This window comes from Bradyrhizobium sp. BR 10289, assembly GCF_019455385.1.
Classification (GTDB): Bacteria; Pseudomonadota; Alphaproteobacteria; order Rhizobiales; family Xanthobacteraceae; genus Bradyrhizobium.
Map to the genome: position 1 here is coordinate 221,614 of NZ_JACOFR010000005.1, position 15,894 is coordinate 237,507.

Here is a 15,894-nt window from a genome sequence, read left to right on the forward strand (position 1 = left end):
CTGGAGCGCAACGGTGACTGGCACCAAGCAACCCTGGGACGATGTGATACCGCTGGACGAGCGCGAGACCTATGCCCTCGCCGGGCTGGGTGGCGCGGCGGGATTCGGCAAACGACCGGCATTGCTGGTCATCGACGTTCAGTATCGCTCGGTCGGCAATCGGCCGATGCCAATCCGCGAAGCGATCAAGCAATACCCGACTAGCTGCGGCGAAGCCGGTTGGCACGCCATCGCACACATCGCCGAATTAGTGCGGTTGTTTCGCGAGAAGAAGTGGCCGGTGATTTTCGCGCATGTCGCACGGAAGGTGGGCCAGGACCAAGGCGCGTTCTCCTCGAAGATTCCGGGTATCATGCGGATCCCGCCTGAGGGCTATGACTTTGTCCGCGAGGTGGCTCCGGAGCCCGGCGAGTTGCTCCTGCCGAAGACTCAGGCAAGCGCGTTCTTTGGCACTCCGCTTGCGACGTATCTGATCGGTGCCGGCGTCGACTCGCTGGTGGTGACCGGCTGCACGACCAGCGGCTGCGTGCGGGCCTCGGTCGTGGATGCGTGCGCGCTGAACTTCAAATCAATTGTGCCGAGCGACGCCGTCTACGACCGCTCGCCCACGTCCCACGCCGTCAACCTGTTCGATATCGCCAGCAAATACGCGGACGTCATGCCGACGCAGGCCGCTATCGAGCGGCTTCACGCGCTGTCGGATAACCACACAGAGGATCAGAGAACGTGAGCGGCGCCGCGACATTCGGATTGCTTTACGGCGCGCATGTGCGTGCCAACGGCATTCGGCAGCATTATCTGCGGTTCGGCGGGTCCGGGCCGGCGGTCATCATTGTCCCCGGCATCTCGACGACTGCGGCGCAATGGGCGTTCATCGCAGAACGCTTGTGCTCCGGACACGACGTTTTCGTGCTCGATGTCCGCGGTCGCGGCCTTTCCGAAAGCGGCCCGCATCTCGACTATTCGCTCGACGCATGCGCATCCGACCTCATCGGGTTCGCTGAAGCGCTCGGAATAGGCCCTTACACGCTGCTGGGCCACTCGATGGGTGGCCGCATCGGAATCCGCGCCGGGCGTTGGCGGCCATCGTCCATGGAGCAACTAATACTTGTCGACCCGCCGGTCTCCGGTCCTGGACGTCGCACCTATCCGATTCCGATCGAACCACTTCTCAAATTGCTTGAAAGCGCGAAGCGCGGAGAAGCCGACGCGGCGCTGCGAAGCCTCTCTGCTCCGCGGTGGCCCGAGCAACTCGTCCGCACCCGGGCCGAGTGGATGCATACCTGCGACGAGCGTGCGCTCATCGAGAGCCACAAGGGCTTTCATCACGATGACATTCATCGCGACCTCGCCCATCTCAGCGTTCCGACCGCATTGATCGTCGCTGGGCGGGGAGGGGTCATTCTGCCCGAAGATGAAGAAGAAATTCGCGGATTGCTGCCGTCAATCGCGATCAGGACGCTGCAAAGCGCCGGTCACCAAATGCAGATCGACGATACCGAGGGCTTCCTTTCGATCGTTGAAGAGCTTCTAGCGCGACCGCGCGATCGGTTCGACGGCCGCGTGTCTAGGTTCGGAAAAGAGGAGATCAGTGAAGATGTCCCGACAAATCGTTGATGTTGAAATGCTCGAGCTCTTCAAGGCTGAGCTGGCACTCTGCAAGGTGAAGAAGGGCGAAGTCGTTGCGGTCCTGAGCGGCGGCGAGGATCAGCGGGAATACGCCCAGGCCTTCATGCTGGCCGCGCAGAGCCTGGGCGCAACGACGTTTCATCTCAACGTGCCCAAATACGGCCAGGGCAAGGTCGCGGGCTTGCAGGGCCGGCATGCGCTCACGGGCAACCAGCCGGCGGTCGATACGCTCAAGCGCGTGGATATGGTGATCGATCTCCTGGGGTTGCTGTTCTCTCGTGAGCAGCTCGAAATTCAGGACGCGGGCACGCGCATCTTGCGCGTGATGGAGCCATTCCACATCCTCAAGAAGATGTTCCCGACTGAAGATCTGCGTCGGCGAACGGAGCTCTCTCGAACCCTCCTGCAGTCGGCCCGCAAAATGCGGATCACGTCGCCGGGCGGAACGGACGTAACTTATGGCCTGAAGCAATACCCTGTCATTTCCGAATACGGATACACGGATGAGCCCGGTCGCTGGGACCACTTCCCGTCAGGTTTCGCTTTTACTCAGGCGACCGACGGCGAGGTCAACGGCACGGTGGTGCTGATGCCCGGTGACATCCTCTGCGCGTTCAAGCGTTACATCCAGTCGCCGGTCACGCTGACCATCAAGGACGGCTATATCGTCGACCTCAAGGGCGAAGGCACCGACGCGCTGCTCATCAAGAATTATATCGACAGCTTCGGCGATCCGCGCGGCTGGGCGATCTCGCATATCGGCTGGGGGTCGAACGAGCGTGCCGCCTGGCACCACATCGCGGCTTCCCAGGAGCTGTCGTCGGAGCACATCATGAATGCGCTCTCCTTCTACGGAAACGTCCTGTTCTCGACGGGGCCGAACACGGAGCTCGGCGGCTCGAATGACACGCCGTGTCATTTGGATATCCCGCTTCGCGGCTGCAGCCTGTGGCTCGACGATATCCACATACTCGACAAGGGCGAGTTTGCTTATCCGGAACTGAGGGCGTCAGGCCGCTAGGCTCTACGCATCAAGCACGCAACCCGGAGTCGCGATGCGACTCCGATTGATACCGGGGCCGCATTCACGACTCCCAACGACCGAAGTCGCATTCGGCTCTCAAAGGCGCGGCAAGCGTCGCGGCACTCTATCGATCTCAATCCTCCAACAGGAAACGCGTCACATGTCGGCAGCCATATCGAGTTCGGAAGACTACACGGCGGGGCAACGCTATTCGATTATGATCTCGGCGATGCTGGGCTACATACTCGATTTCTACGACGTTCTGATATTCCCGTTCCTCTTGCCTGCGATCCAGCGATCGATGTCGCTATCGCTGACCGAGGTCGGCTCCCTGCAAGCTCTCACTTTGTTCGGATCGGCCATTGGCGGAGCGCTGTTCGGCGTCATCGGTGATCGACTTGGCCGAAAGACCTCGCTTCAACTCACAATCGCATTGTTTTCCATCGCCGCGATCATTTCGGCGTTCGCATGGAATTACTGGTCGCTTGCCGTGCTGCGGTTGATCACGGGCATCGGTCTTGGCGGCGAATATGGCGTTGGCATGGTGCTCTTCAACGAGGCCTGGAAAAAGGGCAGCCGAGGTTTGGGCGCGGCCGCGCTTCAAGGCTGTGCCGTGATCGCGTCGTCCACGGCTTCAATCGTTGGAATCTGGCTGATTGCGACGTTCAGCGACGAGTGGAGCTGGCGCATCGGCCTGCTGAGTGGCGGCGTGCCCATTCTGCTGATTATCTTCATTCGTTTCTTCATGCCTGAATCCAAGATCTGGCTGGAGTATGAGGCGCAACGCAGGGCCGGTAAGGTCACGGCAGAAGCCCGCACACTTCCCCTGGCGGAAATTTTCCGCAACGGGCTGGCACGGCAGACCGTCACCGCCTTCGTATGGCTGATGAGCTACATGCTCTGCTACTACAGCGTCGTCTCCTTTATTCCGACGCTGCTGCTGCGGGACATGCATACGCCGGGCGATGTTGTTCGCACGACGGCCGTTCTGCTCTCCGTGGTCAGCGGCGTTTGCTACCTCGCGAACGGCTTTTTCAACGACAGGGCTGGCCGCCGCTTCGGAGCTCTCGTGCCCGCGCTGTTTTGGGTTGGGTCTCTGGTCGGTATGGCCGTCTGGGGCAGCCAGCTCTACGCCGGATCGAAGGCTGAATGGCCGATGTTCTGGCTCTACATCGGTTTCGGTATTGGCAACGTGGCCCTGGGTGTGACCGGCGTCTGGATCTCAGAGCTCTATCCGGTCAACCTGCGTGCGACGGCGGTGTCGACGTTCTATATGGGAGGTCGCGGGCTCGGCAGCATAGCTCCTGTGATTGTTCCGCTTGCGGCTGCCCATTTCGGCGGAAGCTTGCTGAACGGAATGGTTGCGGTGGCCCTTCCGGCTGCAGCTATCTTCATTGTCGCGTCTCTTCTGCTTCCTGAGACACTCGGTCGAGACTTGTCCGCGAAGGGGTTTAAAGTTGGCACGGAAGCGGAGGCAACGGTGAAGGCTGCTTCAGTGTCGAGCGTCGGGACGCTTAACCGGTGAGATGAGGGCTGTCGACGAGCTCGTCTCGTCGATGCTTGCGCAGGAAATGGCCGGCAGCGGTCCCCTATCTTGGTTAAACGTGCCTACCAGACTCCCTGAAATCGACGTGAATGCAGTGTTGACCTAGTTGGCATCGTGGTAAGCCGGCACAAACAGGGTGGTCGGATCAACTGTTAGACGAATGGCCGCACCCTTGCCGGGCCGAAATGACAGGTAGCTGCGTACGTTAACGTGTTTGCGTTCAACCATGGCACCGTCTTGATCATTCGCAACTGCTTCATCGGTGATTTGGAAGGTCGAAATCTTCATCGACACGCTGCGCTTTTTCGCGTCCATTCACCGTAATCAGTTGCATAACTCGCGATTTTTGGTCCCGTAACGTGCGGGCGAATCTCATGCGCTCAAGAATGCCGCAAGTTCGTTTGGTGTTCCTTTCGGGAAAGACTGCTTCAGATAATCGAGAAATGCGGATACGCGTGCGCTAAGCAGCCGTCGTGATGGGTAGAGCGTCCACAGGTTGATGTCAGGTGCATCTACGTCACCCCAATGCTTTAGCTTTCCCGTCGAGAGATCATGGCTGACGAGGGAAATGGGAAGACGTGCGGCGCCTACTCCAGCGCGCACCGCGTCACGGACCATGATCAACGACGATAAACTGAGCACTGGCTCGATGGCGATCGACGATGAACCTTTTGATGTCTTGATCTTCCAAGTGGACCGATCACTCGTGGACCGAACGATAGCCCGAACCGTCGCGCCGTCTCGAGGTCTTGCCATCTTAGGACTGGCCACGACCACCAGCCGGTCCTGCAAGAAAGCGCGACCGACAAGGCTTTCGTCCGGGTCAGGGTTCACGCGGATCACGAGGTCGTAGCCTTCCTCGATCATGTCGACGGAGCGGTCCTCCGTCGTCACCTCCAGTCGAACGTCGGGATATTTTAGAGCAAAGCCGGCGGCGAGCTTGCCCATGGCCGTCTGCGAGAACAGCAGCGGAGCGCTGATCCTTAACCTGCCCCGCGGACGCTCTCCACCCGAAGCTATGGCCGCTGCCGTCTCTTCCAACTCGGCCAACAAGACACCGGCGCGCTCATACAACGCCTTGCCTTCTTCGGTGAGCTTGAGCGTTCGCGCTCCTCTTTCGAAAAGACGCAGCTCGAGGCTCGCTTCGAGTTCGGCCACTCGCCGCGACAGCGTGGCCTTCGGGCGACCTGCGGCGCGGGAGGCCCGGCCGAAGCCGCCATGCCGCGCGACCAGGTTGAAGTCGGCCAAAGCCAGCAAATCCATGCGTTCCACCTTTGAGACACTCTGTCCAATTATAGCACCTATCAGTCGGAATGTGGATCACTAATATTGAACGCGAACGGAGCCAACACCGGCTCGATCCCGGCGTCACGGAGCAAATCGTATCGCCGGCCCGAACGATTTTTGCTTTTCAGGGAGATACAAATGACCGAAGTCTGGACCCCAGTGACGGTAGGCAACATGCACCTGCCGCACCGCCTAGCAATGGCGCCGATGACCCGCAGCCGGGCGAAGCCCGACGGAACGCCGGGAGAATTGGCGCCCGAATACTACGCCCAGCGTGCGACAATGGGCCTTCTGATCTCGGAAGGCACCCAGCCCTCCGAGGACGGGCAGGGCTATTTGGCCACTCCGGGCTCCTACACCGACGCCCACGTCGCTGGATGGCGCAAGGTTGCGGATGCAGTTCACGCAGCGGGAGGACGCTTGTTCGTCCAACTGATGCACGTCGGCCGCATGTCGCATCCTGAGAACACGCCACATCACCGCCAGCCCGTCGCTCCTTCGGCGATCGCGCCCGGAGTCGACATGTTCACGTTGAAGGGCATGCAGCCGATCCCTCAGCCGCGCGAACTATCGACTGCCGAGGTGAAGAAGACCATCGCCGACTTCGCCCTTGCCGCCAAACGTGCAGTCGAAGCGGGAGCCGACGGCGTCGAAGTACACGGCGCCAACGGATATCTGGTGCACCAATTCCTCGCGCCAAATTCCAATCATCGCCCCGACGAGTACGGCGGCTCGATGCAAAATCGAGCACGGTTCGCGATCGAGGTGGTTCGTGCCATCGCCGATGCGATCGGACCCGAGAAGACGGCGATCCGCTTGTCGCCTGGCATTCCCGCCGGCGGCATCGCCGAAGGGACCGACAACGACGATCTGTATCGGTATCTGGCGGCGGAGTTCGACAAACTCGGGATTGCCTATCTGCATGTGCTCTACGTCCGTAGCGACTCTCTGATCAACGACATTCGCAAAGCATTCCGGAAGACGCTCATCATCAATCGCCCGGGACGTCAGCGTGAACAGGTCGGTTCGGACGTCGCCGCAGGCCTTGCCGACATCGAGTCGCTCGGCGTCATGGCGCTGGCCAACCCGGATCTCGTGCATCGGCTCAAGACCGGCGCACCCTTCAACGAAGTGCGGCAAGCCCTGTTCTATGCCGGCGGCGGCGCCGAAGGATACACGGACTATCCCGTTCTAAATCCGACGTGACGGCACGGGAGAGGAGGGACGGCGACGTTCCTCCTCTCCGCCGAACACCTCTTTACAGCGCAAATGCGGAAAGGACCTCGACATGTCGGGCACAGTATTGATCACCGGTACCTCCAGCGGGCTCGGACTCGCGACTGCCAAGGTATTTCATGCGCGCGGTTGGAACGTCATCGCCACGATGCGCGCGCCTGAAGACGGGAAGGAATTGGCGTCGCTTGAGCGCACGCTGGTGGCACGTCTTGACGTGCAGGATCCATCGTCTATCGCGGGAGCGGTCCGACAAGGTATCGATGAATTCGGAAAGATCGACGTCCTCGTAAACAACGCCGGATATGGCGCCTACGGCCCCTTAGAAGCGACTCCGGCCGAGGAAATCCGGCGGCAGTTCGATGTGAACGTATTCGGTCCGCTTTCGACGATCAAAGCTCTCTTGCCGCATTTTCGGGCGAACAGATCCGGCGTGATCGTGAACATATCGTCCATCGGAGGGCTGGTGGCATTTCCGCTCGGCTCGCTCTATCACGGAAGCAAATTCGCCATCGAGGGTCTCTCGGAAGCTCTTGCCTACGAACTGACGCCGATCGGAGTGCGAGTCAAACTCGTCGAGCCGGGCATGATCGCGACTGATTTCGGAGGCCGCTCGCTCGCCTTCAGCAACGATCGCTCCTTGGCGGAATATCAGCCGACCGTGCAGGCCGTCATGCAGGCTTTTGCGGCCGCGATCATCCAAGCGTCGAAGCCAGAAGCCATCGCCGAAGTTGTTTATGTAGCGGCGACTGATGATGGTCCAAAGGTCCGATTTGTGGCCGGCGAAGATGCGCAACGTTTAAGCGAAGGTCGCAGGACCACGGACGAGGCTGCGTTCATGGGGCAAATCAGGACGGCCTTCGGGCTCACGTCTGACCTAACTTGAATTCAAGCACCTTGAACTAAAGACGAGGAACAGGAGATGACAAAGGAAGTTCGTACCGCCCTGGTCACCGGGGCTAACAAGGGCATCGGATTGGAGATCGCACGCCAATTGGCGCAGGCCGGCGTTCTGGTTCTCATCGGGGCTCGCGATCGGGACCGCGGCGCCGCAGCTGCGGCCAAGCTCGCATTGGCCGGCCTCAACGCGCGGTTCATTGCGCTCGACCTCGGAGACCATGCCAGTATTGCGGCAGCCGCCGAGACGATACGGGCCGAATGCGGCAAGCTCGATATCCTGGTCAACAATGCCGGGATCGTCGACGCAGCCGACGGTCCACCTACTTCAGGCTCTCCCGATGCAGCGCGCCGCATCCTGGAGACAAACTTCATCGGGACCCTGGCCGTGACGCAAGCGATGCTGCCTTTGCTTCGTCTGGCCCCCGCCGCTCGGATCGTCAATCTGTCGAGTTCTCTAGGATCGCTCACGCTCAACGGCGACCCGACATCGCCTTACTATTCTGCGCGTTTGATCGGATATAACGCGTCCAAAGCCGCATTGAACATGCTAACGGTGCAACTGGCAGAAGAACTGCGCGACACACCTATCGTCGTCAACTCCGTCAGTCCCGGCTATGTGAAGACCGACCTGACGGGTCACACCGGCTTTATGACCCCCGAGGAAGGAGCACGGCTTCCTGTGGAGTATGCTTTGCTCGGGGAAAAAGCCGTTTCCGGCCAATTCGTCGAACCCAGCGGCAGAACACCTTGGTGACCGCTCAACGAGGGTGGGAGCTAAACTCCCACCTCTCGGATGCCGAGGTGCAGTGGTGTTCTCCGAGCCGCAAAGCCAGCTACGGCTCGTAGCGAGCCAGAAACATGGTCACCGCTTCCTTGACGACTAGCCTGTTCGAGGGAAGATCACGAAGCCCCTCGCCGATCGCCATAACCTTAGGCCAGATGACGAACTCTTGGATCAACCCCATGAACTGGTGGGCGGCCAACTCCGGGTTCCTGCAGGACAATCGTCCCTTCTTGGTCAACGTGGCGAGCGCATGCGCGAACGTCTTCAATACAGGCTCCTTCCCCGCGCGGTAAAATTCGGCGGCGATCCATGGAAGTCGTCGTGATTCGGCTACAACCAGGCGGGTGAACGCGATCTGATCAGTCTCCTCGACGAACCGCAGCAGCGCATCCGCAAAGTCGGCGAGCATGTCCGCGGGCTCCCCGTCAAGATCGCCGGTAGCCTGAAACATCATCTCCGTTTCGGCTCTTATCGTGGCCCAATGGCCGCGCACGACCTCTCTAAAAACAGCATCCTTGCTTCCGAACTGGTTGTAGACGGTCTGACGCGACGTCCCTGCCGCTTTCGCGACCTGGTCAAGGTTTACGTTGTCGAAGCCTCGTTCCAGGAACAATGAACGCGCAGCATCCAATATCGCGATTGAACTTGCCGACGAACGGGATTCTCCGCTCCCCGGAGCGGCCGAGGTGGTCTCAATGCCTCTTCCCCGCCTTGAACCCACAACTTTGTTTGCCACCGCGTTTGCTCTCAACTTCGCTCGAATGCCCAGTTCGTTCACCCATGCCTGAGCCGATTCACGGCCAGGCGAGCCGTCGGGCGCGCGCGGCGAAAGAAATACACCATTCGCGGGGTAGCGTCCGTCCGCTGTGACGCTTTCGCACACAAATCATGGGATGCTTCCAATGTCGGCCAAATTTTCCCGAGCGCATCAATTTTAGCGCCGACTGACCTATACGAAGGTCCAACGAAAGTTCTCATTCGATCGTGTCACCTCGCCGACCGATGTTTCTGCAAAATGCGAGCTAAAATACAGGGAACGGGTGTCTGCCGCAAAGGCAAGCATTTTGTGCCTCGAGAGTTGGGCCATCTCCGGACTAGCACAAAAGACCGAGTTCAATTCGGGGTGCTGCACCTGCACGGGATGATGCATTATATCGCCGGCAAAAAGGCAGGTCCGGTCGGGCGTCCGGAGGATGATGGAGCAGTGATCGCGTGAGTGGCCAGGCGTCGAGACGTATTGAAACCCTTCCAGCGGTTCTTCTCCTGGTTGAATAAGCACCGCCTGTCCCGAGGAAATCACGGGCTCAATACTGTCGAGGTAGAGCGGCATCAGCGGATCGTCGCTATTTCCGCGGAGATGATCGATGCTGGCGCGCGGCATGACATAGGTCGCTTTTGGAAAGGTCGGAACCCAGCGGCCTCGCTCCAACAAGGTATTCCAACCGACGTGATCGCCGTGCAGGTGCGTGAGCAGCACGTGCGTGACCTGGTTTCTGCCGAAGCCGGCAGATTCAAGCCGTTCGAGGAAATCTGAATTCTGGTCGTTGAAAACAGCTTGGGCCCGCTGTTTGTGGTTGCCGATACCGGTGTCGACGATAATCTTTTTTCCCTTGCTTTCAATAAGCCAGGAATGGACGCTCACGACAAGTTCGTCCGCGCCAGCTTCGGTTGCCTTCGCACCCGGGAGAAGTTTCGTAGTTGGAAAGGCGATCGTCTTTTCGGTGAGCTTCATCACTCGAAAGTCGTCTATTGTTCTGCCAGAATGTTCGTTCATCAGTTACTCCGTTGCCGAGGTGCGCCAAGGCTCACCCGAAACAAGCTTGCGCGCGAGAGTTGACGCGGCGGCGCCGAGAATAGCTAATCCTTTTGCTCCGGATGCCCTCCTTGCGACACCAGCGACGCCGGAAGATGTGACGTCATGGAAACTGCGGGATCTTTTCAGGGACGGTCTGAGCGACCCAACAATGTCGAAGTGAGGTCCGGTCGCCTCGTCGAGGCGGGTACGGTCCACGAACTCGCTCGCGATCGCCATCATCATCGATGTTTCACCTTCGCAGGCGTGCATAATGCAATTCTGGTCATCGAGGACCGCCGCAATCTCAGGAAGGCATTCCATGAAATAGGTCGTGGTTGCGACCGGTATGCCGAGTTCGCGTGTGAGCTCCTGTTGTAGAGCGCTCAGGCCCGCCATGTTGCCGCCATGACCGTTGACCAGGACGATCCGGCGGAATCCGGCCGTCAGAATCGACCTGCACAGGTCATGCAACAACGCATGGAAGGTGGAAAGCCTGAGGGAAAAGGTTCCGCCGAACGACACATGGTGATCGGCTAGGCCGCACCAGACCGTTGGCGCAACTACGATCGGCTGCTGCTTAGCAACCAGCTCCGCCGTCCGCCGGCAGACCTCTGTGCTCAGGATGCTGTCGACGCCGGTGGGGAGGTGAGGGCCATGCTGCTCGGTCGAACCGATCGGGACGAGCACGATCGCATCGCGCTCCGCCAGGTACCGCAATCGTTCGGCGCTCAGCCGCTCCCAGAAGACCTCGTTCGCGTTTGCCCGTAAGGTGTCTTCCAATACTGTCATATCCGCTCAGCCGATGGTTTGTCGCAAGACACGGAGCCAGTTTGAAATGGCGATTTTTTCGATCAGCGGCTCGTCGAAACCCTTGGCGCGTAAAGCCGAGAAAATGGCCTGGGCGCCGGCGACGGATCCGATCGCCTTCGGTACCACGGCTCCGTCGAAGTCCGACCCGATCGCCACGCGCGTCTCGCCCAGATGTTCGATCAGCGCTTCAACATGTTGAACTACGACGCCGATGGGAGTGTCCTCGTCCATCTGCCCATCGGACCTCAGAAAACACGTTGCCAGGTTTAAGCCGACGATCCCATCGCTGTCCCTGATCGCGTCTAGCTGACGGCGCGTGAGGTTACGTGACGACGGCGACAGGTCGTGGACATTCGAGTGTGTGGCGACGAGCGGCGCGTTCGTCAGGCGTGCGACGTCCCAGAATCCTCGCTCCGTTAGATGAGACAGATCGATCATGATCCGAAGGTCATTGCAGGCCCGGACCAGTCGCTTTCCGGCATCTGTAAGCCCTGGCCCGGCATCGGGCGAGCTTGGAAAGCGCATGGGAACGCCATGGCCGAAGACGTTATTTCGGCTCCAAACTGGCCCGATCGACCTCAACCCGACGGCGTGGAGGACGTCGAGCATGTCGAGGTCCGCATCGATCGCCTCTGCGCCTTCCATATGCAAGACGGCTGCGAAAGAGGAGCGTTGACGTGCATCGCGAATGTCAGCCACCGTCCTGCAGAGCGAGACGGATCCGTTCGAAGCCGCAATCGCACGCAAGAGTATCGCTATCTGTCGCATCATGATCCGACTGGCATCGGGGAGCGGCACTTCCGGAGGTAATGGGCAATCGTAGTTCTTGCCCTTGAATATGTTGAGATCGAGTCCGCTCTTCGAAGGTGCGTAGAGTGCAAAGAGCCCTCCGACCATTTCGCCCTCTCGGGCGCGAGGCAGGTCGATATGTCCGTCTGCGCGTCCGTTAAGAAAAAGCAAGTGGGGATCGGCGCCCCGACTTTCCGAGAGCCGAAACAGAGCATCATTGTGCCCGTCAAAAAATGGAACTGGTGGCATTGAACCCTCGTCTCGTTATGTTGGGGCGCGTCTAATCAGTCTTGGAGGTGGCAGGCGGCCAACTGGCCCCCTTTCCGAGGAGTCAGTTCGGGTTTTTCGACCCGGCACCGGTCGAATGCGAATGGGCAACGGGAATGAAAGGCGCAGCCCGTCGGCGGATTGTCGTGCGAAGGGATGTCTCCCTCGAGCAGGACACGTTCGCGACGTAGCGCGGGATTGATGACGGGAGCAGCCGCGATCAGCGATCGCGTGTAGGGATGGGCCGGTTGATCGAAGATCGCGGTCTTTTGACCGATCTCGATAATCCGGCCGAAGTACATCACAGCGACCCTGTGGGCGATGTGTTCGACGACGCCGAGATCGTGTGAAATGAAGAGGTAGGCCACGCCCAGCTCCTGCTGCAGATCCATCAGCAGGTTGATCACCTGTGCCTGGACAGATACGTCGAGGGCCGACACCGGCTCGTCCGCGACGATCAGCTCCGGTGAAAGCACAAGCGCACGCGCAAGTCCCAGGCGCTGCCGCTGCCCGCCCGAGAATTCGAATGGGAACTTCTGCATTGCTTCGCGCTGAAGCCCTACCTTACCGAAGAGGTCCGCGATGACAGCATCGAGCTCCCTGGGTGACCGCCGTTCGAAGTTCTCAAGCGGTTCACGGACGATTTTACCGGCCCGCATGCGGCCGTTGAGCGAGGCGTAGGGGTCTTGGAAGACCATTTGGACTCTGCGGCGCAACTGTCGCAACGGCTCGCCACGCGCCTGGGTAATGTCCAATCCGTCGATGCGGATGATGCCTCCGGTGGGGTCGGAAAGACGCATGATCAGTTTTCCGACGGTCGACTTGCCGCATCCGGATTCGCCGACCAGTCCGAGCGTCTCGCCGGGATAAACGCTGAAGCTCACGCCATCGACGGCCTTCACGCTGGCGCCTTGGCGACCGAGAGCGCCCTTGCGGGCGCTGTAGTGCTTCTTAAGATTGCGTACTTCAAGTAGGGCGGTGCTCATGCGCGTTCACCTTGCGGCAGTCGCCAATTCGACATGGTGGCAAGCGACAAGATGCCGCTCGCATGCAGGCCTCAATTCGGGCCGCTCGATGCGGCATCGCTCGGTAGCAAGCCCGCAGCGGGGGGCAAACGCGCATCCATCAATCACTTCGCGAGGTGAAGGCACGGTTCCGGGAATTTCGACCAACCTCTGCCCTTGCCGCCGGGCGCCGACCTGAGGTTTGGATGCAAGCAGGCCCTGGGTGTAAGGGTGCGCTGGCCGTTGAAAGAGCTCGCTCACGCGCGCTTCCTCCACTTTCCGTCCGGCGTACATGACGATCACGCGATCGCAGGTTTCCGCGACCACGCCGAGATCGTGCGTGATGAGGATGATGGCGGTGCCGGTGCTACGTCTCAAATCCAACATGAGCTTGAGTATCTGCGCCTGGATCGTCACATCGAGCGCCGTGGTCGGCTCGTCAGCGATGAGCAATTTGGGCCGACAAGCCAAAGCCATAGCGATCATCACCCGCTGGCGCATGCCGCCGGAAAACTGATGCGGATAGTCGTCCAGACGGCGTTCGGGATCGGAGACGCGTACGAGGCGCAGCATCTCGATAGCCCTCTCTCGCGCAGCCTTCCTCGGAAGGTTCTCGTGCAGGAGCAAGGCTTCCATGATCTGATTGCCGACCGTCAATGCCGGATTGAGCGAGGTCATCGGCTCCTGAAAGATCATGGAGATCTGTCCGCCGCGCAGTTTGCGCAACTGTCGATCGTTGAGACCGAAGAGGTCGAGGCCGGCGTATCGGGCGGTCCCTCCGACTACGCGCGCGCTCTTGGCGGGCAAGAGGCCCAGTATCGAGAAGGAGGTCATGCTTTTTCCGCAGCCCGACTCGCCGACGATACCGAGCATTTCGCCGGGCATCACGTCGAACGATACGCCGTTGACCACGCGAGCTTCGCCGTCCTCATTGAAAACCGACGTCCGCAGGTCTCGGACGGAGAGGATCGGTTCTTGAACCTCGGAATAAGTGTCCATAGGTCTCACATCCGACGGGAAAGGCGAGGGTCGAGGTGATCCCTCAATCCGTCGCCGATCAAGTTGATGGCTAAAACGGTAAGCGCCAGTTCGAGACCGGGGCCGAAGATGGTCCAAGGCGCCTTCGCAAGGTACAGGCGGTTCGAAGCGATCATATTGCCCCATGTCGGAACGGACGGCGGCGTGCCAGCTCCCAGAAAGGACAACGCCGCCTCGATCAGGATGGCAGATGCGCAGATGTAGCTTGCTTGAACGATCAGCGGAGCGAGCGTCGACGGCATGATATGCCTGATGATCACCCTCGGCGTCTTGGCGCCGCCAGCAATCGCAGCTTGCACGAAAGGTTGCTCTCGCACCGAGAAGACGACCGCGCGCACCAGACGTACGACGCGTGGGATTTCCGGAATGGCAATCGCGGCGATCACGGTGACCACGCTCGCTTGGGTCAGTGCGACCAGGGCGATCGCCAGCATTATCGCCGGGATCGACATCAGTGCATCCATGATCCGCATCAACGGCGCATCGGCCCGCCGAAGGTAACCCGCAATCAAACCGAGCGCGAGCCCGATCAGAACCGAGATCGTGGCAACACAGATCCCTACGGTCAGCGAAACGCGGGCGCCGTAGATGGTTCGTGCGAACACATCTCTGCCGAGTGGATCGGTGCCCAGAGGGTAACCTAGTCCGGCCGGAAGTAGACGTCGGTTTGGCATCATCGCAGAGGGATCTCCGACCAGCCAAGGCGCGAAGATCGCCGACATAAGGATGATCGCCAACAGGAGAATGCCGAGGACCAGCATCGGGTTGCGCTTGATGAAGCGCCCGGTGCTGGAACGGCGAACGGATGTCGCAGCACCTGCATCAAGCGCGCTCATCGGCGTCCAATCCTAGGATCGATGAGACCGTAGCTGAGATCCACCATCAGGTTGATGAGAACGTAAACGCCCGAGAAAACGAGCGTGACGCCCTGAATGATCGGATAGTCCCTCTTCGAGATGGCATCGACGACGAGGCGTCCGACTCCCGGAATGTTGAACACCGATTCGGTGATCACGACGCCGCCGATGAGCAAGGCGACCCCGATGCCGACGACGGTCACGATCGGAATGCCGGCATTGCGGAGCGCGTGCTTGATCAGGATCCCATCCGGAGACACCCCCTTGGCTTTTGCGGTTCGGATGTAGTCTTCGGCGAGCACGTCCAGCATGGCTGTCCGCGTGATCCGGGCGATGAGCGCCACGTAGGCGAGGCCGAGCGAGAGCGCAGGTAGGACCAGATGCCGTAGCCAATCGAGAATGCCGGCTGATAGGGATGCGTAGCCCTGGACCGGAAGCCATTTGAGCTGGATTGCGAAGACGTAGATCAGTACATAGCCGACCACGAAGATCGGGGCGGAGAAGCCGAGGATGGAGAGCGCCATGACAGCGCGGTCGATCCAGGAGCCGGCATTGGCCGCTGCGAGCACGCCGGCCGTCACCGCGATCATAAGTGCGATGACGATCGTGATGAGCGTCAATGATAGGGTCGGTTCGAGACGTTCACAAATGAGCCCGAATACGGGCACGCCAGAGAAAATCGAAACGCCCAAGTCGCCCCGGCTTGCGGCGAAGATCCAGTTCAAGAATTGTAGGGGTAGCGGGTTGCCGAGGCCTAGCCGATCGCGAATGGACGCGATCTGCTCACTGGTCGCATTGTCGCCAGCGATGATCGCCGCGGGATCTCCCGGAGCCATATGGATCAGGGAGAACACCATCAAAGCAACGAGCAACATGACGACGGCAATCGACCCGATACGGTTTACGATGACGCGCAGCATCGTTTGGCTCC

At 60.0% G+C, this 15,894-nt stretch carries 17 protein-coding genes; 7 read left to right on the forward strand and 10 right to left on the reverse strand.

The features are described 5' to 3' along the window. The first annotated feature begins 13 nt into the window (after window positions 1-13). The 4 genes from HYH08_RS12125 (at window position 14) to HYH08_RS12140 (ending at window position 4,178) form a co-directional block, all read left to right on the forward strand. A complete protein-coding gene (locus tag HYH08_RS12125) occupies window positions 14-730 on the forward strand; it encodes an isochorismatase family protein (protein ID WP_220010010.1) in 717 nt (238 codons plus the stop codon). Continuing rightward, window positions 727-1,617 carry an alpha/beta fold hydrolase gene (locus HYH08_RS12130; protein ID WP_220010011.1) on the forward strand — a complete coding sequence of 297 codons (891 nt, stop codon included), beginning with the start codon at window positions 727-729 and terminating at the stop codon, window positions 1,615-1,617. Before HYH08_RS12125 ends, HYH08_RS12130 begins: the two co-directional genes overlap by 4 nt. Further along, window positions 1,598-2,650 carry a 2,5-dihydroxypyridine 5,6-dioxygenase NicX family protein gene (locus tag HYH08_RS12135; RefSeq protein ID WP_220010012.1) on the forward strand — a complete coding sequence of 351 codons (1,053 nt, stop codon included), beginning with the start codon at window positions 1,598-1,600 and terminating at the stop codon, window positions 2,648-2,650. The genes HYH08_RS12130 and HYH08_RS12135 overlap by 20 nt, the downstream gene beginning before the upstream one ends. Window positions 2,651-2,813: 163 nt before the next feature. Continuing rightward, on the forward strand, window positions 2,814-4,178 hold the full coding sequence (locus HYH08_RS12140) for an MFS transporter (RefSeq protein WP_220010013.1): 1,365 nt from the start codon (window positions 2,814-2,816) through the stop codon (window positions 4,176-4,178). A 123-nt stretch (window positions 4,179-4,301) separates the two neighbouring features. Here HYH08_RS12140 and HYH08_RS12145 read toward each other — a convergent pair whose 3' ends face one another. Both HYH08_RS12145 and HYH08_RS12150 read right to left on the reverse strand, forming a co-directional pair. Then, complete coding sequence (locus HYH08_RS12145; protein WP_220010014.1) at window positions 4,302-4,514, reverse strand: hypothetical protein; 213 nt, start codon at window positions 4,512-4,514, stop codon at window positions 4,302-4,304. A gap of 57 nt (window positions 4,515-4,571) precedes the next feature. Further along, the gene (locus tag HYH08_RS12150) at window positions 4,572-5,462 is read right to left on the reverse strand and encodes a LysR family transcriptional regulator (RefSeq protein WP_220010015.1); all 891 of its coding nucleotides are present in this window, start codon (window positions 5,460-5,462) and stop codon (window positions 4,572-4,574) included. A 162-nt stretch (window positions 5,463-5,624) separates the two neighbouring features. Here HYH08_RS12150 and HYH08_RS12155 point away from each other — a divergent pair, with 162 nt between their 5' ends. From HYH08_RS12155 to HYH08_RS12165, 3 genes are all read left to right on the forward strand, one after another. Further along, a complete protein-coding gene (locus HYH08_RS12155) occupies window positions 5,625-6,692 on the forward strand; it encodes an alkene reductase (protein ID WP_220010016.1) in 1,068 nt (355 codons plus the stop codon). An 82-nt stretch (window positions 6,693-6,774) separates the two neighbouring features. After that, window positions 6,775-7,605 carry an SDR family oxidoreductase gene (locus HYH08_RS12160; RefSeq protein ID WP_220010017.1) on the forward strand — a complete coding sequence of 277 codons (831 nt, stop codon included), beginning with the start codon at window positions 6,775-6,777 and terminating at the stop codon, window positions 7,603-7,605. A 36-nt stretch (window positions 7,606-7,641) separates the two neighbouring features. Then, a complete protein-coding gene (locus tag HYH08_RS12165) occupies window positions 7,642-8,373 on the forward strand; it encodes an SDR family NAD(P)-dependent oxidoreductase (protein WP_220010018.1) in 732 nt (243 codons plus the stop codon). 79 nt (window positions 8,374-8,452) lie between these two features. On the opposite strand, the gene HYH08_RS12170 is transcribed toward HYH08_RS12165, so the two are convergent. The 8 genes from HYH08_RS12170 to HYH08_RS12205 all read right to left on the reverse strand — a co-directional run bounded on the left by HYH08_RS12170 (window position 8,453) and on the right by HYH08_RS12205 (window position 15,883). Next, window positions 8,453-9,181: a TetR/AcrR family transcriptional regulator gene (locus tag HYH08_RS12170; RefSeq protein WP_349631420.1), complete on the reverse strand. Its 729-nt coding sequence runs from the start codon at window positions 9,179-9,181 to the stop codon at window positions 8,453-8,455. Between the two features lie 171 nt (window positions 9,182-9,352). Then, window positions 9,353-10,177 carry an MBL fold metallo-hydrolase gene (locus HYH08_RS12175; protein ID WP_220010019.1) on the reverse strand — a complete coding sequence of 275 codons (825 nt, stop codon included), beginning with the start codon at window positions 10,175-10,177 and terminating at the stop codon, window positions 9,353-9,355. A gap of 3 nt (window positions 10,178-10,180) precedes the next feature. Next, complete coding sequence (locus HYH08_RS12180; protein WP_220010020.1) at window positions 10,181-10,987, reverse strand: creatininase family protein; 807 nt, start codon at window positions 10,985-10,987, stop codon at window positions 10,181-10,183. Window positions 10,988-10,993: 6 nt separating this feature from the next. Continuing rightward, a complete protein-coding gene (locus HYH08_RS12185) occupies window positions 10,994-12,046 on the reverse strand; it encodes a dipeptidase (RefSeq protein WP_220010021.1) in 1,053 nt (350 codons plus the stop codon). Between the two features lie 35 nt (window positions 12,047-12,081). Continuing rightward, window positions 12,082-13,050: an ABC transporter ATP-binding protein gene (locus HYH08_RS12190; RefSeq protein WP_220010022.1), complete on the reverse strand. Its 969-nt coding sequence runs from the start codon at window positions 13,048-13,050 to the stop codon at window positions 12,082-12,084. Window positions 13,051-13,056: 6 nt separating this feature from the next. Beyond that, on the reverse strand, window positions 13,057-14,067 hold the full coding sequence (locus HYH08_RS12195) for an ABC transporter ATP-binding protein (RefSeq protein ID WP_220010023.1): 1,011 nt from the start codon (window positions 14,065-14,067) through the stop codon (window positions 13,057-13,059). Between the two features lie 5 nt (window positions 14,068-14,072). Further along, window positions 14,073-14,942 (reverse strand): ABC transporter permease, encoded by an 870-nt coding sequence (locus HYH08_RS12200; protein WP_220010024.1) that lies wholly within the window; start codon window positions 14,940-14,942, stop codon window positions 14,073-14,075. Further along, complete coding sequence (locus HYH08_RS12205; protein ID WP_220010025.1) at window positions 14,939-15,883, reverse strand: ABC transporter permease; 945 nt, start codon at window positions 15,881-15,883, stop codon at window positions 14,939-14,941. The genes HYH08_RS12200 and HYH08_RS12205 overlap by 4 nt, the downstream gene beginning before the upstream one ends. Between the last annotated feature and the right edge of the window lie 11 nt (window positions 15,884-15,894).